Below are 24,184 nucleotides of genomic sequence, written 5' to 3'. Positions count from 1 at the left end.
TCAGAGAATATCTGTGCGCATCGCGAACAACGGGAGACAAAGTGCGTCGCACTCTCGTGGTCTTAGCCGTTCTCATCCTCACAGCCGCGTGCGGCGGCTCCTCTCAGCCGGCGACGACGAACCAGGGCAAGACGAAGGTCACCGCCGGCGTGATCGCGATCGTCGACACCGCGCCGATCCACCTGGGCAAGGCCAAAGGCTTCTTCGACGAGCAGAACATCGCCCTGACGATCACTCCCGTCCAGGGCGGCGCCGCCGCGATCTCCGGCGCGGTCAGCGGGCAGTTCCAGTTCGCCTTCGCGAACACCACCTCGCTGCTGACCGCCAAGCAGCAGGGGCTCGACGTGAAGGTGGTCGCCAACGGCGTCTCGTCGACCGGTCAGCAGGGCAAGGACTTCAGCGCGGTGCTGGTGAAGAACGACAGCCCGATCAAGTCGGCCAAGGAGCTGGCGGGCAAGAAGATCTCGGTCAACCAGCTCAAGAACATCGGCGACACGACCGTACGGGCCTCGGTACGCAAGGCCGGTGGCGACCCGTCGGGCATCCAGTTCGTCGAGCTGCCCTTCCCTGACGCGCCCCCCGCGCTGCAGGCCGGCCGCGTGGACGCCATCTGGGTGGTCGAGCCCTTCGTCAGCCAGGCGCTGAGCCAGGGCGCCCGCGCCGTGGCCTGGAACTTCGCCGACGCCGCCCCCGACCTGACCGTGGCGATGTACTTCACCACCGGCAAGACCGACGCGGACCTGACCAAGCGGTTCACCGCGGCCATCCGCAAGTCGCTGGAGTACGCCGACAGCCACCCCGACGAGGTCAGGGACGTGCTCAAGACCTACACCAAGATCACACCTGAGGTGATCGCGAAGATCTACCTGCCCAAGTGGCCCGCCGAGGTGAACCAGGCGTCCGTCCAGACCATCGCCGACCTCGCGCTGGCCGACGGCATCCTCAAGGACAAGGTCGACGTCTCGGCGCTGGTGCGGTGAGGCGGCTTCTGTATGGGCTCGCGGGGCTTGCCGGGCTGCTGGCCCTGCTGGAGGCGGTGCCCCGGCTCGGGCTGGTCGACGAGCGGTTCCTGCCGCCCGCCTCGCGCATCCTCGGCACGCTGGCCGGCCAGTTGGTCACGGCCGAGCTGTGGCTCGCGCTGGGCGAGACCGTGCTCGGCTGGGCGCTCGGCCTCGCGATCGCGTTCTGCCTGGCGGTGGCGGCCGGGGTGGTCATCGGGATCGTCCCCGGGCTGCGGGCCGCGACGCACTCCACGGTCGAGTTCCTGCGGCCGATCCCCTCGGTGGCGCTGGTCCCGCTGGCCACCCTGCTGTACGGTCCCTCGCTCGGCTCGACGCTGCTGCTGGTGGTCTACGCCTCGTTCTGGCAGGTGCTCATCCAGGTCCTGTACGGCGTGGCGGCCGTCGACCCGGTCGCCTACGACACCGCCCGGTCCTACGGCCTGTCGTCCTGGTCGCGGGTCCGGCATCTGGTCTGGCCGACCGCGCTGCCGTACGTCATGACGGGGTTGCGGCTGGCGGCGGCGGTGGCGTTCATCCTGGCGGTCACGGCGGAGCTGGTGATCGGCAGTCCGGGGCTCGGGGCGGAGATCCAGGTCGCGCAGAACAGCGGGGCGGTGCCCACGGTGTACGCGCTCATCGTGCTGGCCGGCCTCGTCGGGATCGGGGTCAACGCCGCGGTGCGGCTGCTGGAGCGCCGGGTGCTGTCATGGCATCCCGCCGTGCGATCGGAGGCCGGCACGTGAAGGCAGGCGTGCGGGGGAAGGCGGGCGTGCGGGTGGTCAGGCTTTTCGGGCTGCCGGTGCTGCTGGTGCTGGGCTGGTGGCTGGTCAGCGGCCGGTCGTTCTACCTGCCGGATCCCGTACGCGTGGCGCGGGCGTTCGGGCAGACCTGGTTCTCGGCGCGGGTGTTCGACGACGTGCTGCCCAGCATCGGGCGGTTGCTCGCCGGGTACGCGCTCGCGACCGTGCTGGGCGTGGGGCTCGGCGTGCCGATCGGGCTGTCGCCGCGGCTGCGCGCGACGCTGGAGCCGGTGCTGGAGTTCTTCCGGGCGATCCCGCCGCCCGTGCTCGTGCCGCTGCTCATGCTGCTGGCCGGGATCGACACGCCGATGAAGGTGCTGGTCATCGTCTCGGGCTGCGTCTGGCCGATCCTGCTCAACACCGTCGAAGGCGTACGGGCGCTGGACGAGGTGCTCGCCGACACCTGCCGGATGTACGGCGTGCACGGCGCCACCCGGCTGCGCCGCTTCGTGCTGCGCGGGGCCAGCCCGCAGATCATGGCCGGGCTGCGGCAGGCGCTGTCCATCGGGATCATCCTCATGGTCATCAGTGAGATGTTCGCCAGCTCCAGCGGGCTCGGGTTCACGATCGTGCTGTTCCAGCGGCAGTTCCAGATCGCCGAGATGTGGAGCGGCATCCTGCTGCTCGGGCTGATCGGGCTGACGCTGTCGCTGCTCTTCCGCTTCGTGGAGCGGCGGGTCCTTTCCTGGTACTACGGCGCTGGAGCCGCCCGTGCTTGAGATTGCGGAGCTGCGCAAGGTCTACGAGAGCCCGAACCGCAGCGTCGAGGCGATCCGCTCACTGACCTTCAGCGTCGGCGCGGGCGAGCTGGTGTGCGTGGTCGGGCCCTCCGGCTGCGGCAAGACCACGCTGCTGCGGTCCATCGCCGGGCTGCTGCCGGTCAGCGGCGGCCAGGTGCGGGTGGCCGGAGTGCCGGTCACCGGGCCGCCGCCGCGTATGGCCGTGGTCTTCCAGGAGTACGGCCGGAGCCTGTTCCCCTGGATGACCGTGCGCCAGAACGTCGAGCTGCCGCTGAAGGAGAAACGGGTGCCCAGGCCGCGCCGCCTGGAGCTGGTCCGCGAGTCGCTGGAGTCGGTGGGCCTCACGGACGCCGCGGACGCGCACCCCTGGCAGCTCTCCGGCGGCATGCAGCAGCGGGTCGCGATCGCCAGGGCCGTGGCGTACGAGCCGCAGGTGCTGCTGATGGACGAGCCGTTCGCCGCCGTGGACGCGCAGACCAGGGCCGATCTGGAGGACCTGATCCTGGCGCTCTGGCGGGACCTCGGGGTGACCATCCTGTTCGTCACGCATGACATCGACGAGGCCGTCTACCTGGGACAACGCGTGATCGTGCTATCGTCGTCACCGACAGTGATCATGGAAGATCTGAAGATCGACCTGCCTGCCCAGCGCGACCAGCTCACCACGCGGTCGCTGCCACGCTTCGGCGAACTGCGCGGGCACATCTACGAGCGGATCCAGCGCGCCAGGGAGGCCCGATGAGCACGGTTACGGTGCGGGAGGCCACGTTCGAGGTGCTCAGGCGTTTCGGGCTGACCACGATCTTCTGCAATCCGGGCTCGACCGAGGTCGCGCTGCTGACCGGGCTGCCCGACGACCTGCGGTTCGTGCTCGCCCTGCACGAGGGGTCGGTGGTCGGCATGGCCACCGGGTGGGCGATCGGGCACCGGGCTCCGGCGCTGGCCGTCCTGCACACCGCGGCGGGCCTGGGCAACGCGGTCGGCGCGATCGCCACCGCGCGGGCCAACCGGGTGCCGCTGGTGATCCTGGTCGGGCAGCAGGACCGCCGCCATCTGGCGCTGGAACCGTTCCTGACCGGGTGGCTGGCCGGGCTGGCCGGGGACTATCCGGTGCGGGTCGACGAACCGGCGCGGCCCCAGGACGTGCCGGGGGCCGTGGCGCGGGCCTACCACGAGGCGGTCACCTTCCGGGGGCCCGCGCTGGTGGTGGTGCCGATGGACGACTGGGCGGCGCCGTTCGAGGACGAGACGATCGCGGCGCCGGCCCGCCTGCTGCGGCCTGCCTCCGTACCGGACGAGTCGCTCGCGCCCCTGGTCGACCTGCTGTCCGGGGCCCGCTCCCCGGCGATCGTCGCAGGCGCGGGCACCGCGACCGCGGGCACCGCGGGCGTGTCTGGTGATGGCGCTTTGTCCGCGGACTCAGGTGGTCGGGAGGCGGGCTGGGCGGCGGTGGTGGCGCTTGCCGAGCGGCTGGGGTGTCCGGTCTGGCAGGAGTCGTTCGGCGCGATGGCGGGGTTCCCGCAGGATCATCCGCAGTACGCCGGGGTGCTGCCCGCTGATCGCACCCGGCTGCGCGCGGCGCTGGCCGGGCACGACGTGGTGCTCGCCGTGGGCGCCCCGGTTTTCCGCCAGTACCCGTTCGACACCGGCCCGCTGGTCGAGCCCGGCACCACGGTCGCGCTGGTCACCGACGACCCGGCCGAGGCGCACCGCAGCCCCGCCGACCTGGCCTATCTCGCCGCCCCGTCCGCCGTATGCGAGCACCTGGCCGTGCTCGTGCCCGCCAGATCGGCTCCGGTACGGCCCACCCCCGCCGGACCCGCGCTCCCCCTGGCAGACGACGGTTTGCGAGCCGCGCACGTGCTGCATGAGCTCGCCAGGCGGCTCCCGGCCGATGCGGTGCTCGTCGAGGAGACCCCGTCCTCGCGCCCGGACCTGCACCGGCTGGTCCCGGCCCGCAACCCGCTCGGCTTCGTGTCGGCGGCCATGGGCGGGCTGGGGTTCGGCCTGCCCGCGGCGGTCGGCCTGCGTATGTCGCTGCCCGACCGGCCGGTGGTCGCGGTGGTGGGCGACGGCTCGGCGCTGTACGGCGTGCACGCGCTGTGGAGCGCGGCGCACTACCGGGTGGGCGCGCTGTTCGTGGTGCTCGCCAACGGCCGGTACGCGGTCATGGACCGGCTGGCCGACAAGGCGGGCGGCAAGGCGCCGTGGCCCGCGTTCACCGAGGTGAGCATAGGTGGGATGGCCCGGTCGCTGGGCTGCGCGGCCAGGCGGGTGGACACGGCGGAGGAGCTCGCGGCGGTGCTGGACGAGGTGGTGCCCACGCTCGCGGCCCGCGAGGAGCCCCTGCTGCTCGATGTGACCGTCGCCGTGGACCCCGACTTCCAGCCGTAACGAGTTCGCGGCTGGTAGTGGGGTCAGGCGCGTTCGGCGGCTTCGACTACGTTGGAGAGCAGGAGGGCGCGGGTCATCGGGCCGACGCCGCCGGGGTTGGGGGTCAGGAAGCCCGCCACCTCCGCCACCTCGGCGGCCACGTCACCGGCGATCTTGCCGTCCACCCGCGAGACGCCCACGTCCAGCACGGCCGCGCCCGGCTTGACCATGGCCGGGGTGATGAGGCCGGGCACTCCGGCTGCGGCCACCACGATGTCGGCGTGGCGGACGTGCGCGGCCAGGTCGCGGGTGCCGGTGTGGCAGAGGGTCACCGTGGCGTTCTCGCTGCGCCGGGTCAGCAGCAGGCCGAGCGAGCGGCCCACCGTGATGCCGCGTCCGACCACGGCCACCTCGGCGCCCTTGATCGGCACGCCGTACTCCTGGAGGAGCAGCACGATGCCGTGCGGCGTGCACGGCAGCGGCGCGTCGACCATGTGGACCAGGCGGCCCAGGTTGATCGGGTGGAGGCCGTCGGCGTCCTTGGCCGGGTCCATGCGCTCCAGCAGCGCCATCGTGTCGAGGTGGCGGGGCAGCGGGAGCTGGACGATGTAGCCGGTGCACTCCGGCGAGGCGTTGAGCTCGTCGATGGCCGCCTCGACCTCGGCCTGGGTCGCGTCCTCGGGCAGGTCCACGCGGATGGAGGAGATGCCGACCTCGGCGCAGTCGCGGTGTTTGCCCGCCACGTAAATCTGGCTGCCGGGGTCGTCGCCGACCAGCACGGTGCCGAGGCCGGGGGTGATGCCGCGCTGCCTGAGCGCGGTCACCCGGGTCGCGAGGTCTGCCTTGATCTTTGCGGCGGTCGCCTTGCCGTCGAGTCTCACTGCGCTCATGTCTGGCAATCCTTCCATGAGTTCGCAGGAGGCGGTGATGACATCGTTGTCATGGATCTTGGAACAGCATATGGTGACGTCGCCGCCTATATGTCCTTTAAGGAGTCGTCTTGCCTGCTCACTTGCTGTCAGCGGAGTCGACCGACCTGTTCGTCGGCTCGATGGAGCGGCCGTACCAGGTGCTCAAGGTCACGCTGGAGCTGAGCGGGCAGGAGGCGCCGCTCGACGTCCGTGGCCCCGGGGTGTCCTGCGCGGCGCCCGTGAGCGTGCCGCCGGGGGTGGGTCCGCGCACTGTCGAGGTGCCGCTGGACGTCACCGTACCGGCCGGGACCGTGGTGCCCTGCACCGTCACGCTCGGCGACGCGTCGCTCGACGTGGAGGTCACGGCCGAGGAGCCGGGCTGGACGATGTACATGGTGTCGCACTTCCACTACGACCCGGTCTGGTGGAACACGCAGGCCGCCTACACCAGCCCCTGGGAGCTGCTCTCGGTCGACGCGACGACCAGGCCGCTGTGGGAGCACAACGCGTTCGCGCTGGTCGAGGCGCATATCGAGCTGGCGCTGCGTGATCCCGACTACCGGTTCGTGCTGGCCGAGGTCGACTATCTCAAGCCGTTCTTCGACACCCACCCCGAGCGCCGCGCCGACCTGCGCGCGCTGCTCGCCGAGGGCCGGGTGGAGCTCCTCGGCGGAACGTACAACGAGCCGAACACGAACCTGACCGGCGCCGAGAGCACGATCCGCAACATCGTCTACGGCATCGGCTACCAGCGCGACATCCTCGGCGGCGATCCGCGTACCGCCTGGCAGCTCGACGTGTTCGGGCACGACCCGCAGTTCCCCGGCTACCTGGCGGCGGCCGGGCTGACCGGCAGCGCGTGGGCCCGGGGGCCGTTCCACCAGTGGGGGCCGATCAGCAAGAACTTCAGGGAGGCCAAGAACGACGCCTCCCTGATGCAGTTCCCGAGCGAGTTCGAGTGGATCTCGCCGTCGGGGCGGGGCGTGCTGACGCACTACATGCCCGCCCACTACTCGGCCGGCTGGTGGATGGACTCCTCGCCATCGCTGGAGGAGGCGACGCGGGCGACGTACGAGCTCTACCGGTCGCTGAAGCCGGTGGCCGCGACCAGGAACATCCTGCTGCCCGTCGGCACCGACTACACCCCGCCGAACAAGTGGGTGACCGACATCCACCGGACCTGGGCGGCCCGGTACGTCTGGCCCCGGTTCGTCTGCGGCACACCGCGGGACTTCCTCGACGCGGTGCGCGGGGAAATATCCGCGTTCAGCCCGCAGACCCGGGATATGAACCCCATCTACACCGGCAAGGACGTCTCGTACATCGACACCAAGCAGGCCCAGCGCGCGGCCGAGGTGGCGGCGCTCGACGCCGAGCGGCTGTCGGCGTTCGCGTCGCTGCTGGGGCTGGGCGGCTACCCGCACACCGCGCTGGACAAGGTGTGGCGGCAGCTCGCGTACGGCGCGCACCACGACGGGATCACCGGCTCCGAGTCCGACCAGGTCTACATCGACCTGCTGACGGGCTGGCGCGAGGCGCACGACCTGGCCGCCGACGCCCGCGACCGCGCGCTGGACGCGCTGGTCGGCCAGATCTCGCTCGACGGCCGCAGCGTCGTGGTGACCAACACCTTGCCGTTCGCGCGTGACGGCCTGGTGCGGGTACGGCTCGCGCCGGGCGAGCGGGTCGACTCGGTCCCGGCCATCGACGAGGACGGCACGCTGGTCTTCCTGGCCGAGGACGTGCCCTCGATGGGCTGGCGTACGTACCGGATCGTCGAGGGGGCGCCCGACACCTGGCAGCCGCTGCCCGAGGCCACCTCGATCTCGAACGACCGGTGGCGCGTCGTGGCCGATCCGTCGCGGGGCGGCGGGCTGGAGTCGGTGTTCGACCGCGCCGCGGGGCGCGAGCTGCTGTCGGGGCTCGGGAACGAGCTGCGGCTGTACGACGAATACCCGACGCACCCCGACATGGGCGAGGGGCCGTGGCATCTGCTGCCGACCGGTCACGTCACCGGCTCCGGCGAGGCCGCCGCGCTGGCCGTACACGCCGAGCGGAGTCCCCTCGGACAGCGCCTGACCATCACCGGCCAGGTGGGCGAGGTCTCCTACGAGCAGATCATCACGCTGTGGACGGGCTCGGACCGGGTCGAGTTCACCACCCGCGTGCTCGACTACACCGGCGCCGACCGGCTGCTGCGGGTCCGCTTCCCCGCGCAGGTGGCGGGCGCGCTGCCGGTCTCGGACGTGGCGGGCGCCGTGGTGGGGCGCGGGTTCGCGCAGCCGGACGTCGACGTCGCCGAGCACCCGTGGACGCTGGACAACCCGGCCAACACCTGGTTCGGCCTGTCCGCCACGGCCAGGGTGGACCTGGGCGAGGCGGGCGCGCGGGCGCTGGGGGTCGCCGAGGTGGTGGTGCCCGCTCTGGAGGACGCGCCCGGGGCACGTTCGCTGGTGGTGGCGCTGGCCCGCGCGGGCGTGACCGCCACGACCTCGTCCGCCGCCGGGTCCCGGTACGGCTGGCTGGACGTCGACTCGAACCTGCCGGACTTCCGGATCATCCTGGGCGGCCCGGACGCGAACCCGCTGGCCGCCGAGCTCCTCTCCCGCAGCGACCCGGCCTTCCTCGACGCGCTCAAGTCGGGGGCGCCGCTGGTGTGGGTGCCCGCGGAGCGCCCGCTGGCCGAGGTGTGGCAGCCGAGCGCCGACCTGCGTGACGTGCGCGCGCTGCCCGCGCTCATCGTCGCCGGGCCGGTGGCGGAGTTGGTGGAGGATCTGGCGGATGCCGTGATCTCCGCCGTGTGCCCGGTTGGCGAGGAGGTGCTGGAGTCTCGGACGGTTGCGCTGCTCACGTATGGGTTGCCGGGGTTCGCGGTGGATTCGTCGGGGGCGTTGCATCTGTCGCTCATGCGGTCGTGTACCGGGTGGCCGTCGGGGGTCTGGCTGGATCCGCCTCGGCGTACCGGGCCTGATGGGGCTGGGTTCCAGGTGCAGCACTGGACGCATGAGTTCTCGTACGCGCTGGCCGGTGGGGATGGGGACTGGCGGGCGCTGCGGCTGCCTGCGACGGGGCAGGAGTTCATCACGCCGCTGCTGGCGCAGGTGGTCTCATCGGGCACTGGCGGCGCGTTGCCGCAGGTGCACTCCCTCCTGCGGGTGGAGCCGGCCCGCGACGTCCTGCTCGGCACCCTCAAAGCCACCGGAAACCCGCACGCTCACGGCCTGTCCGTCGGCGACGCCGGCGTTGGCGCCGGCGGCGCTGGTGGCGCTGGTGGCGCGGATGGCCTTGGTGGCGCGGCTGGCACCAACGCGGACGGCGCGCCCGGCGCGGTGCCCGGCGGCGTGACGATCCGGCTTGTGGAGTCGACCGGGCTCGGCTCGCGGGCCGTGATCGAGTCGCCGGTTCTCGACCTCGGCGGCCTCGTCCACGCCGACCTGCTGGAACGGCCCGGCGATCCGGTGACCACACTCGACCTGGCCGGGGCCGAGGTCGCCACCTATCTCGCCCCCACCCCGGCCCGGCCCGCCCGGCCCGACCTGGGCGCCACGGCCGAGCAGGCCCAGCCCGTCTACAGCCGCTACTGGCTGCATAACAAGGGACCCGCGCCCCTCGGCTACCTCCCGGTGTCGATCGCCGTCACGCCCGGTCTCATCCCGGCGGCGCAGGGGGCGGTCGAGGTGGAGGTCGTGGTGTCGTCCCACCTCGTCGACGCGCCGCACGAAGGCGTGGTGGACCTCCGTGTCCCGGACGGCTGGAGCGCCACCCCCGCCCAGCGCGCCTTCCGCCTCGAACCCGGCGGACACCTCCGCTTCCCCGTCACCGTCACCCCCGCCCCCGGTCAGGGCCTGTACTTCGTCGCGGCCCGTACCAAGGTGGGCGATCAGCTCGTGGAGGACGTCGCCACCGTCGCGCTGGGCGACGTTCCCGAACTGCCCGTCGAGGGCGCCGTCCCGAAGATGAGCGACGCGTTCCAGGGCACCCAGGCCACCGAGGGCCGCGCGACCGGCCTCTCCGTCACCACGCTCACGGACGCGCTCTCCCTCCGGCCGGGCGACCGCACGTCCCTCGTGGTACGGCTGACGAACACCACCTCGGACGAGATCCACGGCGAGTCCCAGCTCGCGGCCCCATGGGGCTCGTGGGAGCTACTGCCCACGGTCATCCAGGGCTTCACCGTGGCACCGGGCGAGACGGTCGACGTGTCGTTCCCCGTGGAGGTGCCGTACGACATGGCGGCCGGGCACTCCTGGGCTCTGGCCAAGGTCATGTGGTACGGCCGCTGCCAGTACGCACCCGCCGTCCGCCTGGAGGTAGTCCGATGAACCACACGCTCACCGACCCGGCCGGACACCGGCACGGTGATCCGCCGGGCGGTCCGGTGCGGGAGCGGCCCGCGGCGACCGGGGCGGCCACCGCGCCCGGCGTCGGCGCGGTGATCGGCTGGGTCGGCGGCCGGCCGATCTCCCGCGAGCCGCTGGACCGGCGGATACGCGAGCTGCGCGACAGCCCGCTCAACGCGGCACTGCCTGTCCCGGGAACCTCCGAGGACCGTCAACTGGCCAGGTGGCTGACGCAGGTGATCCTCACCGAGGCGCTGTGCGAGGACGAGGCCACAGCCCGAGGGCTGGCCCCGGTGGAGACCGAACCGCTCGCCCCGCTGGCCGCCGTGGAGCTGGGGTCGATCAACGCCGCCGCTTACAACGGCAACCCATGGGTACGCGCGCTGTTCGAGCACGTGACGGCCACCGCCGAGGTGCCACCGGAGTGGCTGCCACCGGTCGCAGCACCGGATGCGGCCCGGCATGTCGTACGCCATCGGGTGTTCGCCGACCGCGCCGACGCGGCCGCCGCCACGGCCGCCGACCTGGAACCGCTCGGCCCGGTGACGCTGGGGTCCCTGCCCGCGGCGATCGCCGACGCCATCCAGCGCCGACCGTACGGAACGCTCGTCGGACCGATCGAAGACGCTCTGGGCTGGCACGTAGCGGTGGCTCACCCAGAACCCACCCCGGCCCACTCCCCCTCCTCGAAGCCCGGTACGGTCTCGCGGAGGGACGCCGCGCGGCGCCGGATGTTCGCGCGGTGGCTCGACGAGCTGCGGGCCGCCAAGGTCGAACTCGTGCCCGGACTGGAACACCCTGGCGATCCCCGCCAGCCCGACAACCACCACAAACACTGATGACCTTCGTACTTGCCATTGATATCGGGGGAACCAAGCTCGCCGCCGCGCTGGTGGACGAGGCGGGTTCCATGCTGCGTTCCGCTACCCGGCCCACGCCGCGGGCGGAGGTCATGGTCGCTCTGGCGGCCCTGGTCGAGGAGGTGACCGGGGGCGGGCCCGCGCCGGAGGCGGTCGGGATCGGTTGCGCCGGGCCGCTGGACCTGGCCGCCGGGACCGTCAGCCCGGTGAACATGCCCAGTTGGCGCGGCTTCCCGCTGCGTGACGAGGTCCGCAAGCTGACCGGGCTGCCGACCATGCTCGCGGGTGACGCGCAGTGCATGGCGCTCGGGGAGCACTGGCTGGGCGCGGGGCGCGGGAGTTCGGCGCTGCTCGGGATCGTGGTGTCCACCGGGATCGGCGGCGGGCTGGTGATCGACGGCGTCCCGCTGCTCGGCCCCAACGGAAATGCCGGACATGTCGGCCACATGTCCATCGACCCGTACGGCGAACGCTGCGAGTGCGGCGGGCGCGGCTGCGTCGAGCGCTACTCCAGCGGCCCGAACCTGGCCCGCTGGGCCCTGGCCAACGGCTGGACCCCGGGCGCGCATGGTCCGGCCGACACACGGGACGGTACGACTGACGCACGGGAGGGTTCGGCCGACACGCGGGTACTGGCACCGGACGTGGCGGCTGACGCACGGGCGCTGGCGCGGGACGCGGCGGCCGGGGATCCCGTGGCGGTGGCGGCGTTCGAACGCGGTGCCAGGGCGCTCGCCGGCATGATCGCCTCCACCGCGGCCGCGGTCGAACTCACCAAGGTGGTCATCGGCGGCGGTGTCTCAGCGGCGGGACCGGTGCTGTTCGACCCGCTGGCGCGGGCCCTGGACGACGTGGCCGGGCTGGCGTTCGTCAGGGCGGTGGAGGTGGAGCCGACCACCCTGGGGGTACGAGCCGCACTCGCCGGAGCCGCCAAGCTGGCCTGGGACCACTCCCGTTCAGCCGTCTGAGCCGCTCGAACCGGCGGCCGAGCGGGCTACTCGCGCTCGGCCGCCTGCGCCTCGCGGCGCTCGATGATGCGACGAGTGAACGGGATGACCTCCACGACGCGTCCGCCCAGGTAGGCACCTATGAAGGCGAGCACGACCAGCACGACCGGGCTGGTGGCGATTCCGTTCATGGTCACGAAGGCATAGAGAGCTGAGTCGAGCAGCGCCATAAGGGGAACTCCCGAGGAAAAGACCGGCAAGGCCCACAGCGTAACCGGACATTCGCTATGCCTGTGTGCAAAAGGGCGGCTTTGCGCCGCCCTTTTACCCTTGACGAATCAGTGGAAGAAGTGGCGCGTCCCCGTGAAATAGAGTGCCACGCCCGCCTCCTCCGCCGCCTCGATGATGAGCTGGTCGCGTACGGACCCGCCGGGCTCCACGACGGCCTTGACGCCCGCCTCGATCAGCACCTCCAGCCCGTCGGGGAACGGGAAGAACGCGTCCGACGCCGCCACCGACCCCGCGGCCCGCTCACCGGCGCGGGCCACCGCCAGCCGGCACGAGTCGACCCGGTTGACCTGTCCCATCCCGACGCCCACGGTCGCCCCGCCGGAGGCCAGCAGGATGGCGTTGGACTTGACCGAGCGGCAGGCCCGCCACGCGAACGCCAGATCGGCCAGCATCGCGTCCGAGACCGGCTCGCCCGCCTTGAGCTGCCAGTGCTCCGGCGCGTCACCAGGAGCGTTGACCCGGTCGGTCTGCTGGACGAGCAGCCCGCCGTCGATCCGGCGGAACTCGGCGGCGTTCGCCGGGCCCGAGGGGCAGATCAGCAGGCGGACGTTCTTCTTCTGCGTCAGCACGGCCAGCGCCTCGGGATCGTAGGACGGCGCGACGACGACCTCGGTGAACACCTCGGCGATCTGCCCGGCCAGCTCGGCCGTGACGGCCCCGTTGACCGCGATGACGCCCCCGTACGCCGAGACCGGGTCACACGCGTGCGCCTTGCGGTGCGCGTCGGCGACGTCGGAGCCGACGGCGATGCCGCACGGGTTCTGGTGCTTGATGATCGCGACACAGGGGTCGGCGAAGTCCCAGGCCGCCCGCCAGGCGGCGTCGGCGTCGAGGTAGTTGTTGTACGACATCTCCTTGCCGTGCACCTGCTCGGCGTTGGCCAGGCCGTCGAGGCCGCCGCTGTAGAGGGCGGCGGACTGGTGCGGGTTCTCCCCATAGCGCAGGGTCGACTTGCGCTTCCAGGTGACGCCCATGAACGAGGGCCAGTCGTCGTCGACCCGGTAGGCGTTGGCGAACCAGGACGCCACGGCCACGTCGTAGGAGGCCGTCTGGGCGTAGGCGATGCCCGCCAGCCGCTTCCGTTCGGTCAGCGTGAAGCCGCCCTCGGCGAGCGCGCCCAGCACGTCGCCGTAGAAACGCGGGTCGACCACGACGGCGCAGGTGCTGTGGTTCTTGGCGGCGCCGCGGATCATCGCGGGCCCGCCGATGTCGATCTGCTCGACGCACTCCTCGTCGGACGCGCCGGAGGCCACCGTCTGCTCGAACGGGTAGAGGTTGACCACCACCAGTTGGAACGGGTCGATCTCCAGCTCCTCGAGCTGGGCCACGTGGTGGGGCTTGGTCAGGTCGGCCAGCAGCCCGGCGTGCACGCGCGGATGCAGCGTCTTGACCCGGCCGTCGAGGCACTCGGGGAAGCCGGTCAACTGCTCGACCTTGGTGACGGGGACGCCGTAGGACGCGATGGCGGCGGCGGTGCCGCCCGTTGACACGATCTCCACCCCCGCGCCGTCGAGAGCCCTGGCCAGCTCCTCCAGCCCGGACTTGTCGTACACCGCGATCAGCGCGCGCCGGATGGCGATGCGAGTCACTTCGATTCCCCTTCTGGTTGGTTACCGATGCGGACGGTACGTCCGCTGACCGTCCAGCCCTCGCGGACCATCCGGCCGACGATCTCGACGAGCAGGCGGCGCTCGACGGTCTTGATGCGTTCGTGCAGAACCGCCTCGTCGTCGCCCGGCAGCACGGCCACGGCCTCCTGGGCGACGATCGGCCCGCTGTCGACGCCGGAGTCGGCCAGCATGACCGTGCAGCCCGTCACCTTGACGCCGTAGGCGAGCGCGTCGCGCACCCCGTGCGCGCCCGGGAACGCGGGCAGCAGCGCGGGATGGGTGTTGAGCAGCGGGAACGCGTCGAGCGTCGGGGCGCCGAGTATCTTCATGAAGCCCGCGGACACCACCAGATCGGGCTCGTACGAGGCGATGCGGCCCGCGATCGCCACATCCCATTCCGTACGCTTCTCGTAATCACCCAGTTTTTCGACGAAAGTAGGGACGTCAGCCCGCGACGCCCGAGCCAATCCCTCGATACCGTCCCTGTCCGCGCCGACGGCCACCACGCGGGCGCCGTAAGCCGGGTCGGCGGAAGCGTCCAGCAGGGCCTGTAGGTTTGTTCCAGAGCCGGAGACGAGGACGACGAGCCGCCCAGCCTTTGACACGCGCACTCCAATGGGAAACAGGGTGGGGCTGCAAGCGTATCCGCTCTTCGTCCGGCGACGCAGAGGAGGTCAGGTGTCGACACCGGTGCAGGCACCGGCGGGTCAGCAGCCCGCGGATTCCGCGGGCCGCCGCGCGATCTGGTTGTCCATCGCAGCGCTGGCCATGACGTTCATGCTGCCGCTGGCGGGGCTGGTCATGGCGGTGTTCGCGCTGATGGCGGGCATTCGCGCGCTCCCGCAGCTGAAGAGCGCGGAAAAGCCACTGGGCATGGCCGTGGGCGGCATCGTCGTCTCCTCGATCGCGCTCGCGCTGTCGGCCATGGCCACGGGGATGCAGCTCTACCTGATGGACGAATACTCCGCCTACCAGGAATGCATGAAGGGCGCGGGCACCGTCTCGTCGCAGGGCGAGTGCTTCACCCAGTTCAGGGACGCGGCCCAGAAGAAGCTCCCGCCCGACGTGCTCGAACTCCTGGGCGCGGTGCAGCCCTAGTCGCGGTCCCACGCGTACGGGTCGACGTAGATGACGTGGCCGCCCCGGTCGTCGGACTCGTCGACGATGTCCTTGCGCGGCGGCCGGTCCCGATCGGCCAGCGTGGGCAGGGCCTGTGCCAGCGTCTCCGCGGCGGCCGAGGCGTGCTCGTCCTGCCAGTCGTCGCGGATGACCGGGATGGCCTGGGTGTCGGCCTCGGTGGCGTCCATCCAGTGTCCGGGCAGCGGCCGGGCGTCGGCCTCGGCCAGACCGACCTTGCTCGCCGCCCTGGCGATCGCGGCGCCCGCCTTCCGTACCGGGACAGCGGCCTTGTCGAGCGGGGCACGGGCCTTGCGGTTCAGCAGCAGCAGGTTGGCCACCCCCGCGGAGATGCCGGCGGCGACGCCCACCTCCAGGCCCACCGACAGCGCCACCTCCCATGGCGACGGCCCGACCGTGGCCAGCCGCCCGCCGCCGATGGGGCCGCCGGACAGCGCGGCGAGCAGCGCGGCGACCAGCCCGGTGGTGATCCCGGTGAAGAACCCCCACAACGGCGCGGCCTCGTACGAGGGCGACGGCGCCATCCGGGCCACCACGATGCCCGCCACGGTCCCGGCGGCGAACGGCAGCGCGATCACCGCCATCGTCCAGCCCGGCACGGGACCGCTCTCGGGCAGCGCGCCGAGCAGCGGCAGGCTCGGCACCGTGCCGAGCTGCACGCCCGTGGGCGCGACCAGGGTGCCGGCGCCGACGGCGAACCCGGGCCCGGCGATGTAGGAGGCGGCCCAGATGACGGTGTTGAGCAGGTAGAGGGCCTGGACCAGCAGGAGCAGCACGCCGCCCACGAAGCCGGGCGAGAGCACGTTCGACAGCTCGCGTACCTGCCCGAAGTTCATGATCAGGGCTATCAGCACGAGGGCGAGCCCGGCGACGAGCAGCACCGTGATGGCGACGGCCGTGCCGACGGTCAGCGCGCGCACCCGCTCGGGCAGCAGGCGCAGCATCGCCCGCCACGGACCGATCGTCCGCGCGGTGGCCAGCGCCCCGGCCAGAAACGCCAGCGCGAAGTGGCTGATCAGCGCCTCGCCGATGAACGGCTGCGTGACCTCGTTGCGGGCCACGAGCGCGATGAGCCCGGCCAGCAGGGCGTAGGGCGCGGCCAGCGAGACCCCGGCCTGGGCGACCAGCACGAGCTGGGCCCGGCGGCGCGCGTTGGCCTGCTCGCGCGGGCTGTTCTTGGGCAGCCGCGCGGGCAGGCGCAGGCGCAGGTCGGCGTCGCGGGCCATCCATCGCCCGGCGCGGTAGAGCAGCACGGCGGGCAGGATCGTCAGGCCGAGCGGCAGCAGCCCCACCTTGCCGCCGGGGATCGCGAACCCGGCGTGGTGGGCGGCCAGCCAGACCTGCGCCGCCGTACGGAACACTCCCGGCAGCCCCGCGCCCAGCGCGCCGCGCGGCGCGGCGATCCAGCCGACCAGGGTCAGCGTGGTGAGGACGGCCAGGCCGACGCCGAGGGTGATGGCGGCGGCGAGCATCCCGGACACGGGAAGCGGCCGGCGCGCCTCGTCGTCATCACTCGAGACACCGGGCAGCCGGCCAAGGACCGATTCGAGTAGCGCCGTCACAAGTAGTTATTTTCTCAAGGTTTCCCAACCTGCGCTTGGTTGACGCGCCGCGCGCGGTGCTTTCCCTCTGCCAAATTCGGGGATTTTCCGTTTTTACGGCAGGCCCGGCAGGCCCCACCCACCGACCATGGCCGGGCTCCGTCCAGGGATACGCTCCTCCGGTGATGCGGGGCCGGGCACCGCTACGAGACGGTGAGACCACCCGCGTGGTCATTCGCCGGCCGTGGCGCAGACCGGCCGGGTTCGCCGGCCGTAGGACCGGGCCGCCACGATCAAGCCCACTCCCAGACCGGTGAATGCCAGTCCACCGAACTCGATCATCCAGGTCAGACCCTCGCGAGTAGTGAAGGGCGATACCGGCTCGAACCCCGGGAGTACGCCGACAGCGCTGAGCGGGGCGATGACGAGCAGGGCGATGCCGTACACCGACAGGCTGGCCGCGGTCAGCCAGGCCGGGATCAGCGGCAGGAGACGCGGGACCCGGCGACCGGACAGGAGCAGGGTCCAGCGGGGGAAGATCAGCCCCCAGCGGTGGAGGAGGCCGAGCATCAAGAAGACGCCGAGCAGCGCGGCCAATACGGTCACGTCGACACCTACGGTGGCGAGCGCCTTGGCCGCTCCCTTGGCCCCGGCCTCCACCTCCTGCCCCCAGGCTCGCGCAGTCACGCCGAGCGCGTCGCCGCCCAGCATCCAGACGGTCTTGACCCCGGCCCACGGCAGGATCCCGCACATGAGCAGGTAGACCGCCGCTCGAACCCGCCTGGACGCGACAGACGCTCCCGGGTAGGCGAGACGGCCGTCCGTGGTGGCGGCGTGCGCCTGCCCGCAACGGGGACATAGGCCGCGCAACCGCCGGACATAGGAGAGACCGACGAGCATCATGAGGCCGGCCCCGGCCGCGTTCACCACCACCTGGACCAGCTCGGCCACGCTCTCGATCCCCGCCCCGGACACGATCGTCACGAAGTACATCGGCAGCCCCAGCATCCCCAGGCCGAAGACCCCGGCAACCAGCGCCAACCCGGCGCCGACCACCGCCCGGGAACCCTGGCGAGCAGCCAGGCAGAGCCCGGCGCCGATCACCCCGCAGACGGCCAACCCGACCTGCACCTGGGGCCCGGAGAACACCGTCCACGCGACGTCAGTACCGCTGACGACCCACACCACCTGCACGACGGCATAGACCACCCCCCAGACGGCACCCGTGAAAGGCGCCCACATGGGCCACCGCGCCACCACCATGAAGACCTCCGGACATCATCAGCTTGACGCCCAAAGGCTTCCGTCTCCCCTGGCCTGTGCCATCCCCCTCGGGAGCCACCTGCTCTCCCCCGAGCGGGTGAGGACAGCAGAACGCCCCGCCACGAAACGGGCGGGGCGTGCTGGAGCCGGAGGGTCAGCGCGACTGCATGATCTCGCGCATGAGGCGCGCGGTCTCGGACGGAGTCTTGCCGACGCGGACGCCCACCTTTTCGAGGGCCTCCTTCTTCGCCTGAGCGGTGCCTGCGGAGCCCGAGACGATGGCACCGGCGTGACCCATCGTCTTGCCCTCCGGGGCGGTGAAGCCCGCGACGTAAGCCACCACCGGCTTGGTCACGTGCTGCTCGATGTAGGCGGCGGCCCGCTCCTCGGCGTCGCCGCCGATCTCACCGATCATCACGATCGCGTCGGTGCCCGGGTCCTCCTGGAACGCCTGGAGCGCGTCGATGTGCGTCGTGCCGATGACCGGGTCACCGCCGATGCCCACCGCGGTCGAGAAGCCGAAGTCACGCAGCTCGTACATGAGCTGGTACGTCAGCGTGCCCGACTTGGACACCAGGCCGATGCGGCCGGCCGTGGTGATGTCGGCGGGGATGATGCCGGCGTTGGAGGCGCCGGGCGAGGCGATGCCGGGGCAGTTCGGGCCGATGATGCGGGTCTTGTTGCCCTTGGCGATCGCGTACGCCCAGAACTCGGTCGAGTCGTGGACCGGCACGCCCTCGGTGATCACCACGCAGAGCGGGATCTCCGCGTCGATGGCCTCCTTGACGGCGTCCTTGGTGAAAGCCGGGGGCACGAAGGCGACCGACACGTCGGCGCCCGTCTGCTCCATGGCCTCCTTGACCGTGCCGAACACCGGCAGGCCCTCATGCGTCGTGCCCGCCTTGCGGGCGTTGACGCCACCCACCACGCGAGCGCCGGAGGCCAGCATGCGGCGGGTGTGCTTGGTGCCCTCACCGCCGGTCATGCCCTGAACGATGATCTTGCTGTTCTCGGTCAGCCAGATAGCCATGTGTTACGCACCTACCGCAGCGAGCTCGGCGACCCGCTTGGCCGCGTCGTCCATCGTGTCGACCAGCTCGACCCGCGGGAGTGCGGCGTCGGCCAGGATCTGCCGCCCGAGCAGGGCGTTGTTGCCGTCAAGCCGGACCACCAGCGGGTGGGTCACCGCTTCGCCGCGGCTCTCCAGCAGCTTGAAGGCCGAGATGATGCCGTTGGCCACCGCGTCACAGGAGGTGATGCCGCCGAAGACGTTCACGAAGATCGACTTCACGCTCGGGTCGGAGAGGATGATCTCCAGGCCCGCGGCCATGACCTCGGCCGAGGCGCCGCCGCCGATGTCGAGGAAGTTGGCGGGCGACGGCTTGCCGGGCAGCCCTTCGCCGGCGTAGGCGACCACGTCGAGCGTCGACATGACCAGGCCCGCGCCGTTGCCGATGATGCCCACGTCGCCGTCGAGCTTGACGTAGTTGAGGTCCTTCTCCTTGGCCTTGGCCTCAAGAGGGTCCTCGGCGGCCTTGTCGGCGTACGCCTCGTGCTCCGGCTGGCGGAAGACGGCGTTGTCGTCGAGCGTGACCTTGCCGTCGAGCGCCTTCACCTGGCCGTCCGCCGACAGGATCATCGGGTTGACCTCGACCAGCGTGGCGTCCTCGTCGACGAAGGCGCACCAGAGCTTCTCGATGAGCTCGGCGGCGCCGTCGAGCGCCACCTCGGGCAGTCCGCCCGCGAGCGCGATCTCGCGCGCCTTGGCGCGGTCGATGCCGTCCAGCGCGGAGACCGGCACCTTGGCCACCTTTTCGGGGGCGGAGTGCGCGACCTCTTCGATGTCCATGCCGCCGGCGGCGGAGCAGATCGCGAGGAATGTACGGTTCGCGCGGTCGAGCAGGAAGGAGAAGTAGTACTCCTCCGCGATCGCGCTGGCCTCCTCCACGAGCACCTTGTGGACCGTGTGGCCCTTGATGTCCATGCCCAGGATGGCGCTGGCCTTCTCAACGGCATCGGCGGCGTCATCTGCCACCTTCACGCCACCGGCCTTGCCACGGCCACCGGTCTTCACCTGGGCCTTGACGACGACGCGGCCGGTCAGCTGCTCTGCCGCCGCCCGCACCTCCTCCACGGTGTGGGCGACGATGCCGCGTGGCACCGGAATGCCGTAGTCAGCGAAGAGCTCCTTCGCCTGATGTTCGAACAGGTCCACGAGGGTCCGTCCTTGCTTATCCGACTGATGTTCGACGCTTGTCCGACTGAATGTTCGACGGCCCGGGCCACCCCGTGCGTGCGTGCCGGGCGTTTCCGCCAGTGAAGCCTAGCCCCAAGCTTGACCTGCCCAGGTCATCGGGTCTCGGTTATCCCGTTATGTGACAGTGATCTCACTTCAGCACGATATTTCTGGACATCTGAAGAAGGGCACCCACATCTATGAGGCGATGGATCGCCGGCGCGGTGGCAGTTTCCGCGCTGGCCGTGGCCGGCCCCGCGTACGCGCAGGCCAAACCGGCGGACCCGGTGGCGGCATTGAAGAAGCAGTTCGTCGCGGGGCAGGGAGTCAAGCTCACCGAGCACACCAGCATCAAGGTCGGCCGTGAGTCCTACACCCGAGCCGACAGGCAGGGCGTGATCGGCTTCGACGCCAAGGGCATCGCGAGCGCCGAGAACACCCGCACTCCGATCCTCACCGAGAAAGAGCGGGCGCGGCTGGAGAAGATCGCCGCGAAGGACGCCTCCTTCTCCGACTCCGTCGACCTGCTCACCGAGCGGATCTACCTGGTTAGCGTCGGCAAGCGCCTGTACGTCAACGGCGGTCTTTACGGCACGCTCATGCCCGAGAACAAGACCTGGATCGGCATGAACGGCAGCCCGTCCTCAGCCGCTTACGGCGACCAGCTCATCAACATCTTCGAACCGGCGACGCTCAAATATCTGCTGGCGAAGACCAAGACGGTGAGCGGCGCCCAGTATCGGGGTTCGGTAACTTTCGCCGAGCTGTACAAGGTGTCGCCGACGTTCCGCGAGCAGATCGCTACGAAGCCGACCGGCAAGCCGGCCAAAACAGTCATCTCCTGGCGGCTCACACTGGACGCGCAGAAACTGGTCAAGCGACTGGCCATCTCGTGGTCTATGCCGGTCATCGAGAAGGTCACCCTCAGCGCCTCGACCGAAAGCCGATACACCGAGTGGGGCACCGCGGTGAACGTGACCGCGCCTCCCGCCGATCAGGTCGTGGACTTCAAGGACCTGATGAAGAAGGCTCCCGAGCCGCCGGCCGCCATCGACCGGAACTACGTCAGCGTTCCGCCCGATGACGAGGGCAACACCGAATAGTCAGAGATTGCCACAGAAGGGCCCGGACCGCGTCCGGGCCCTTCTGCACGAAAAATCCACATATTTTCCTCTCTGCAGACAATCGTCTGAGATATCGTTGTGATCTTTGTTTGGCAAGATCCTCCCGCTTCCGTAAATCAGAGACGAGGGCATTGATATGAAGCGCATCATCGCGGGGCTGGCTTTAGCGTCAGCCGCCACGCTCATCACGGCCGGACCGGCACAGGCGGCACCGGCCGCCAAGGACCCGGTCGCCGCGGTGAAGAAGCAGTACGTCGCCGGTAAGGGTGTGAAGTTCAGCGAGCGCTCCACCGCCATCTCGGGCAGCAGGCGCTTCATCATCACCCGCCGGTCGGGGACCTACCAGTTCAGCAACACGGGCGTCGCCGCGTCGGACATCACCGGCAAGTTCAACATCAAGGCGCTGGCACCGGAACCCACCGATGAGGACGAAGCCAAGCTCTACAAGGCCCTGTCCTCGCCAGAGCGGACGATCACGATCGGCAAGACGTCGTACCTGTCCGGCGGCATCTGGGGCGAAGTGCTGCCCGAGGACAAGACCTGGCTCAAGGCGCCGAACACGCCGTTCACCGGCATGACCGGGGTCTACGGCCAGCCGCTCAACCTCACCGAGGCGGCCACGCTCAAGACCCTGTTCAAGGGCGCCAAGGCGGCCAACGGCGGCTACACGGGCAAGATCACCGTGGGTGACCTGCGCAGGGTCTCCCCGTCCTTCCGCGGCAACCTGCTGCTCGGCGCGCCCAGCAGCAAGACGGCGAAGGTCGCCATCTCCTGGAAGCTCACCGTCGACGCCAAGGGCCTGCCTTCCCGGCTGGTCACGACGTTCCCGCTGACCGCGCTCTCCTCGAGCGCGAGCAAGAAGGAGGGCCTCAGCATCGAGACCCTTTACAGCGGCTGGGGCATCACGGCGAAGATCACGGCGCCGCCGGCCGACCAGGTGACGGACAAGCCCAAGTCCGGCACGGAGGATGAGACGATTCCCTCGCTGGACATCCCGTTCAGCCGGATCGCGAAGTAACCGAGCATCCGCTCAGCCTGATCGTGAGGCAGTGGGGCTCACGCCTCTCCCGTCGTCAGGCGGGAGAGGCCACACCCGCATGAAGCCCGGCCACCCCTCCTGACGACCAGGATGTTCACGGGACCAGCCTCGGGTGGCCGCGCCAGGCGGGCATCGTCCGCATGTAGGCCCTGGTGGCCTCCTCCGCCTCGCCCCTGGGCTGGCCGGTGCGCTGCGTCTGCCACTGGACCATACGCTCGAACCGCTCGTCGAAGTCCTGCAGCGCGCCGTCGGGCTTGCTGCACATCCGGCACCACGTGCTCTCCGGATGTCCGGGCGCGTGATCCTCGGCCGAGTTCATCGGCATCCCACAGCTTTCGCAGCTCACGCTCTCGTCAGCGGACATCATGACTCTCTCCTTCCGGACCGCCTCACGGGCGGTTTCTTTCCGGGACCGCCTCGCGGGCGGCGCCTTCTCAGGAGCGCGTCACGGGCGCTCCTCCCTCAGCAGCGCGCGGAGCCCGGTGATGAGCGCCTCGCGTTCCTCCGGCGTCATGTCGCGTACGGCCCGCGCCAGCAGATCGTCCGCCAGCACGCGCGGCGAGGCCGTGGCGGCAGCGGCCCGCCCCTCGTCCGTGACCCAGACGAACACCCGACGCCGATCACGCTCGTCCCTGATCCTGGCCACGAGCCCGCGCTCCTCGACGCGGTCGACCAGCTCGGTGGTGGCCGCCTTGGACAACTGCAGGTGCTCGGTCAGCTCACCGAGCGTCAACGGGCCGGCGTCCATGAGATGACCGAGCACGGCATGCATCCGCGCGGTCAGCCCGGCCGCGATGGGCCGCTTGGACGCCTTGAACCGCCGGTAGACGGCCGGGTAGAGCCGCGCGACCTCACGTGCCGCCTCCGCCTCGTCCATCATTCCTTTCGCATACGAACAGTTCGTGTACGAATTGTACCGCCGAACGAACCTCTTGGTCCAGAGGTCATTCGGCGAGGCGCGAGTCCCGTAGGGCGGCCCATTCGAGCGAGTGCCTGATCCCGTCCTCGATCGAGTAGCGCGGCCGCCACCCCAGCAGCCGGTCGGCGAGATCGCTCCGCGTGTAGGCGCCCGCCACGTCGCCGGGCCGCCGCTCGGTCTCCACCACCTCGACCGGCCGCGCCACCACCCGGTTGAACGCGTCGACCAGCTCCCGGACGGTCGTCCCCGACCCGGTGCCCAGGTTGATGACCGCTTCCGCGTCGGACAGCGCGTCGAACCGCTGCAGAGCGGCCACGTGCGCCGCCGCCAGATCCCAGACGTGTACGTAGTCGCGAATCCCGGACCCGTCCCGCGTCGAGTAGTCGGTGCCGGTGATCTCGAACGGCACGCCTTCCTCGTGCGCGCCGATCATCTTGCCCAGCGCATGGCTGGGCCGCCGCAACTGCAGCCCGGTCCGCATCGCCGGATCGGCCCCGATCGGATTGAAGTAACGCAGGGAGAGCACCCTGATCGGCCGCGTCGCCGCGATATCGGCGAACATCGCCTCGCACACCGCCTTGGTCCGCGCGTACGGGCTCTGCGGGTCGAGGGCCGAGCTCTCGTCGACCGTATGATCGTCCCCGGTCCGGTAAATCGACGCCGAGGAGCTGAAAATCATCCGCGGGCACCCGTTGCGCAGCAGGTGATCCACGAACTCCAGGCTCTTGGTGACATTAGCCCGGTAGTAGCCGACCGGATCGGCCACCGAATCCGGCACCACGATCAGCGCCGCGCAATGAATGACGGCCTCGATGCCGGGCTGCTCGGCGAATATCTTGTCGACCAGCGCCCCGTCGGCGATATCGCCCTCATAGAAAGTCCGGCCCTCGGCGAACTCCCGCCGCCCCGTGACCAGGTTGTCGAGAATCACCGGCGTGATCCCCGCGTCCAGGCACGCCGACGCGACCGTGCTCCCGATGAACCCCGCCCCACCCGAAATCAGTACCCGCATCCCGGCACCCTATTGGGTCCCCCACCGAGCCCGGCGTCAA

Annotated in this window: 22 protein-coding genes; 11 read left to right on the top strand and 11 right to left on the bottom strand. The window is 70.7% G+C overall.

The features are described from left to right. Positions 1-41: 41 nt before the first annotated feature. Genes KLK06_RS01020 through KLK06_RS01000 form a run of 5 tightly spaced genes read left to right on the top strand, consistent with a single transcriptional unit; the run spans position 42 to position 4,935 of the window. Positions 42-980, top strand: coding sequence for an ABC transporter substrate-binding protein (locus KLK06_RS01020; protein WP_214633339.1), 939 nt, complete (start codon positions 42-44; stop codon positions 978-980). Then, the gene (locus KLK06_RS01015) at positions 977-1,744 is read left to right on the top strand and encodes an ABC transporter permease (RefSeq protein WP_214633338.1); all 768 of its coding nucleotides are present in this window, start codon (positions 977-979) and stop codon (positions 1,742-1,744) included. Before KLK06_RS01020 ends, KLK06_RS01015 begins: the two co-directional genes overlap by 4 nt. Beyond that, positions 1,741-2,520, top strand: coding sequence for an ABC transporter permease (locus tag KLK06_RS01010; protein ID WP_308168051.1), 780 nt, complete (start codon positions 1,741-1,743; stop codon positions 2,518-2,520). Before KLK06_RS01015 ends, KLK06_RS01010 begins: the two co-directional genes overlap by 4 nt. Continuing rightward, positions 2,513-3,283 carry an ABC transporter ATP-binding protein gene (locus KLK06_RS01005; RefSeq protein WP_214633336.1) on the top strand — a complete coding sequence of 257 codons (771 nt, stop codon included), beginning with the start codon at positions 2,513-2,515 and terminating at the stop codon, positions 3,281-3,283. The genes KLK06_RS01010 and KLK06_RS01005 overlap by 8 nt, the downstream gene beginning before the upstream one ends. Further along, a complete protein-coding gene (locus KLK06_RS01000) occupies positions 3,280-4,935 on the top strand; it encodes a thiamine pyrophosphate-dependent enzyme (protein ID WP_214633335.1) in 1,656 nt (551 codons plus the stop codon). Before KLK06_RS01005 ends, KLK06_RS01000 begins: the two co-directional genes overlap by 4 nt. Positions 4,936-4,958: 23 nt before the next feature. Here the strand turns inward: KLK06_RS01000 and KLK06_RS00995 are convergent, their stop codons facing one another. Next, complete coding sequence (locus tag KLK06_RS00995; RefSeq protein WP_214633334.1) at positions 4,959-5,804, bottom strand: bifunctional methylenetetrahydrofolate dehydrogenase/methenyltetrahydrofolate cyclohydrolase; 846 nt, start codon at positions 5,802-5,804, stop codon at positions 4,959-4,961. Between the two features lie 110 nt (positions 5,805-5,914). On the opposite strand from KLK06_RS00995, the gene KLK06_RS00990 reads away from it, so the two are divergent. Genes KLK06_RS00990 through KLK06_RS00980 form a run of 3 tightly spaced genes read left to right on the top strand, consistent with a single transcriptional unit; the run spans position 5,915 to position 11,993 of the window. Then, a complete protein-coding gene (locus tag KLK06_RS00990; protein WP_214633333.1) occupies positions 5,915-10,147 on the top strand; it encodes a glycoside hydrolase family 38 C-terminal domain-containing protein in 4,233 nt (1,410 codons plus the stop codon). Then, positions 10,144-11,004: a peptidylprolyl isomerase gene (locus tag KLK06_RS00985; protein WP_250904724.1), complete on the top strand. Its 861-nt coding sequence runs from the start codon at positions 10,144-10,146 to the stop codon at positions 11,002-11,004. The genes KLK06_RS00990 and KLK06_RS00985 overlap by 4 nt, the downstream gene beginning before the upstream one ends. Beyond that, positions 11,004-11,993, top strand: coding sequence for an ROK family protein (locus KLK06_RS00980; protein WP_214633332.1), 990 nt, complete (start codon positions 11,004-11,006; stop codon positions 11,991-11,993). Before KLK06_RS00985 ends, KLK06_RS00980 begins: the two co-directional genes overlap by 1 nt. Before the next feature lie 26 nt (positions 11,994-12,019). Here the strand turns inward: KLK06_RS00980 and KLK06_RS00975 are convergent, their stop codons facing one another. The 3 genes from KLK06_RS00975 to purN form a co-directional block, all read right to left on the bottom strand. Beyond that, entirely contained in the window at positions 12,020-12,202 is a 183-nt protein-coding gene (locus tag KLK06_RS00975) for a hypothetical protein (RefSeq protein WP_214633951.1), read from the bottom strand. Positions 12,203-12,310: 108 nt separating this feature from the next. Beyond that, on the bottom strand, positions 12,311-13,852 hold the full coding sequence (gene purH / locus KLK06_RS00970; protein WP_214633331.1) for a bifunctional phosphoribosylaminoimidazolecarboxamide formyltransferase/IMP cyclohydrolase: 1,542 nt from the start codon (positions 13,850-13,852) through the stop codon (positions 12,311-12,313). Beyond that, complete coding sequence (gene purN, locus KLK06_RS00965; RefSeq protein WP_214633330.1) at positions 13,849-14,478, bottom strand: phosphoribosylglycinamide formyltransferase; 630 nt, start codon at positions 14,476-14,478, stop codon at positions 13,849-13,851. The genes purH and purN overlap by 4 nt, the downstream gene beginning before the upstream one ends. A gap of 73 nt (positions 14,479-14,551) precedes the next feature. Here purN and KLK06_RS00960 point away from each other — a divergent pair, with 73 nt between their 5' ends. Then, complete coding sequence (locus KLK06_RS00960) at positions 14,552-14,971, top strand: hypothetical protein (RefSeq protein ID WP_308168050.1); 420 nt, start codon at positions 14,552-14,554, stop codon at positions 14,969-14,971. On the opposite strand, the gene KLK06_RS00955 is transcribed toward KLK06_RS00960, so the two are convergent. The 4 genes from KLK06_RS00955 to sucC form a co-directional block, all read right to left on the bottom strand. Then, a complete protein-coding gene (locus KLK06_RS00955; RefSeq protein ID WP_214633329.1) occupies positions 14,968-16,572 on the bottom strand; it encodes a DUF6350 family protein in 1,605 nt (534 codons plus the stop codon). The two genes, KLK06_RS00960 and KLK06_RS00955, sit on opposite strands and share 4 nt — an antisense overlap. A 210-nt stretch (positions 16,573-16,782) precedes the next feature. Then, complete coding sequence (locus KLK06_RS00950) at positions 16,783-17,814, bottom strand: hypothetical protein (protein WP_214633328.1); 1,032 nt, start codon at positions 17,812-17,814, stop codon at positions 16,783-16,785. Positions 17,815-17,968: 154 nt separating this feature from the next. Then, positions 17,969-18,844 (bottom strand): succinate--CoA ligase subunit alpha, encoded by an 876-nt coding sequence (sucD, locus tag KLK06_RS00945; protein ID WP_214633327.1) that lies wholly within the window; start codon positions 18,842-18,844, stop codon positions 17,969-17,971. 3 nt (positions 18,845-18,847) lie between these two features. Then, the gene (gene sucC / locus KLK06_RS00940) at positions 18,848-20,029 is read right to left on the bottom strand and encodes an ADP-forming succinate--CoA ligase subunit beta (protein ID WP_214633326.1); all 1,182 of its coding nucleotides are present in this window, start codon (positions 20,027-20,029) and stop codon (positions 18,848-18,850) included. A gap of 221 nt (positions 20,030-20,250) precedes the next feature. Between sucC and KLK06_RS00935 the strand changes: the two genes are divergently transcribed. Together KLK06_RS00935 and KLK06_RS00930 are read left to right on the top strand one after the other, a co-directional pair. Beyond that, positions 20,251-21,153, top strand: a complete 903-nt coding sequence (locus KLK06_RS00935) for a hypothetical protein (protein ID WP_214633325.1) — start codon at positions 20,251-20,253, stop codon at positions 21,151-21,153. A gap of 157 nt (positions 21,154-21,310) precedes the next feature. Continuing rightward, complete coding sequence (locus KLK06_RS00930; RefSeq protein WP_214633324.1) at positions 21,311-22,192, top strand: hypothetical protein; 882 nt, start codon at positions 21,311-21,313, stop codon at positions 22,190-22,192. 115 nt (positions 22,193-22,307) lie between these two features. On the opposite strand, the gene KLK06_RS00925 is transcribed toward KLK06_RS00930, so the two are convergent. From KLK06_RS00925 to galE, 3 genes are all read right to left on the bottom strand, one after another. Further along, positions 22,308-22,580 (bottom strand): zinc ribbon domain-containing protein, encoded by a 273-nt coding sequence (locus KLK06_RS00925; protein WP_214633323.1) that lies wholly within the window; start codon positions 22,578-22,580, stop codon positions 22,308-22,310. Positions 22,581-22,658: 78 nt separating this feature from the next. Next, positions 22,659-23,093 (bottom strand): MarR family winged helix-turn-helix transcriptional regulator, encoded by a 435-nt coding sequence (locus tag KLK06_RS00920; protein ID WP_214633322.1) that lies wholly within the window; start codon positions 23,091-23,093, stop codon positions 22,659-22,661. A 64-nt stretch (positions 23,094-23,157) separates the two neighbouring features. Beyond that, a complete protein-coding gene (galE, locus tag KLK06_RS00915) occupies positions 23,158-24,144 on the bottom strand; it encodes a UDP-glucose 4-epimerase GalE (RefSeq protein ID WP_214633321.1) in 987 nt (328 codons plus the stop codon). Positions 24,145-24,184: the final 40 nt, after the last annotated feature.

Origin of the sequence: Nonomuraea sp. NEAU-A123 (genome assembly GCF_018603905.1) — a bacterium.
Taxonomy (GTDB): domain Bacteria; phylum Actinomycetota; class Actinomycetes; order Streptosporangiales; family Streptosporangiaceae; genus Nonomuraea.
Note: the sequence above shows the minus strand (reverse complement) of the source record. Positions and strands in the feature narration are given on the sequence as shown.

Bases quoted from the DNA above. Each gene is read 5' to 3' on its own strand.
- KLK06_RS00950 (WP_214633328.1), bottom strand. From the start codon at position 17,814: ATGGTGGTGGCGCGGTGGCCCATGTGGGCGCCTTTCACGGGTGCCGTC.
- KLK06_RS00930 (WP_214633324.1), top strand. From the start codon at position 21,311: ATGAAGCGCATCATCGCGGGGCTGGCTTTAGCGTCAGCCGCCACGCTC.
- KLK06_RS00995 (WP_214633334.1), bottom strand. From the start codon at position 5,804: ATGAGCGCAGTGAGACTCGACGGCAAGGCGACCGCCGCAAAGATCAAG.
- KLK06_RS01000 (WP_214633335.1), top strand. From the start codon at position 3,280: ATGAGCACGGTTACGGTGCGGGAGGCCACGTTCGAGGTGCTCAGGCGT.
- KLK06_RS00985 (WP_250904724.1), top strand. From the start codon at position 10,144: ATGAACCACACGCTCACCGACCCGGCCGGACACCGGCACGGTGATCCG.
- sucD (WP_214633327.1), bottom strand. From the start codon at position 18,844: ATGGCTATCTGGCTGACCGAGAACAGCAAGATCATCGTTCAGGGCATG.
- KLK06_RS00935 (WP_214633325.1), top strand. From the start codon at position 20,251: ATGAGGCGATGGATCGCCGGCGCGGTGGCAGTTTCCGCGCTGGCCGTG.
- KLK06_RS00980 (WP_214633332.1), top strand. From the start codon at position 11,004: ATGACCTTCGTACTTGCCATTGATATCGGGGGAACCAAGCTCGCCGCC.
- KLK06_RS00975 (WP_214633951.1), bottom strand. From the start codon at position 12,202: ATGGCGCTGCTCGACTCAGCTCTCTATGCCTTCGTGACCATGAACGGA.
- galE (WP_214633321.1), bottom strand. From the start codon at position 24,144: ATGCGGGTACTGATTTCGGGTGGGGCGGGGTTCATCGGGAGCACGGTC.
- KLK06_RS00920 (WP_214633322.1), bottom strand. From the start codon at position 23,093: ATGATGGACGAGGCGGAGGCGGCACGTGAGGTCGCGCGGCTCTACCCG.
- KLK06_RS00925 (WP_214633323.1), bottom strand. From the start codon at position 22,580: ATGATGTCCGCTGACGAGAGCGTGAGCTGCGAAAGCTGTGGGATGCCG.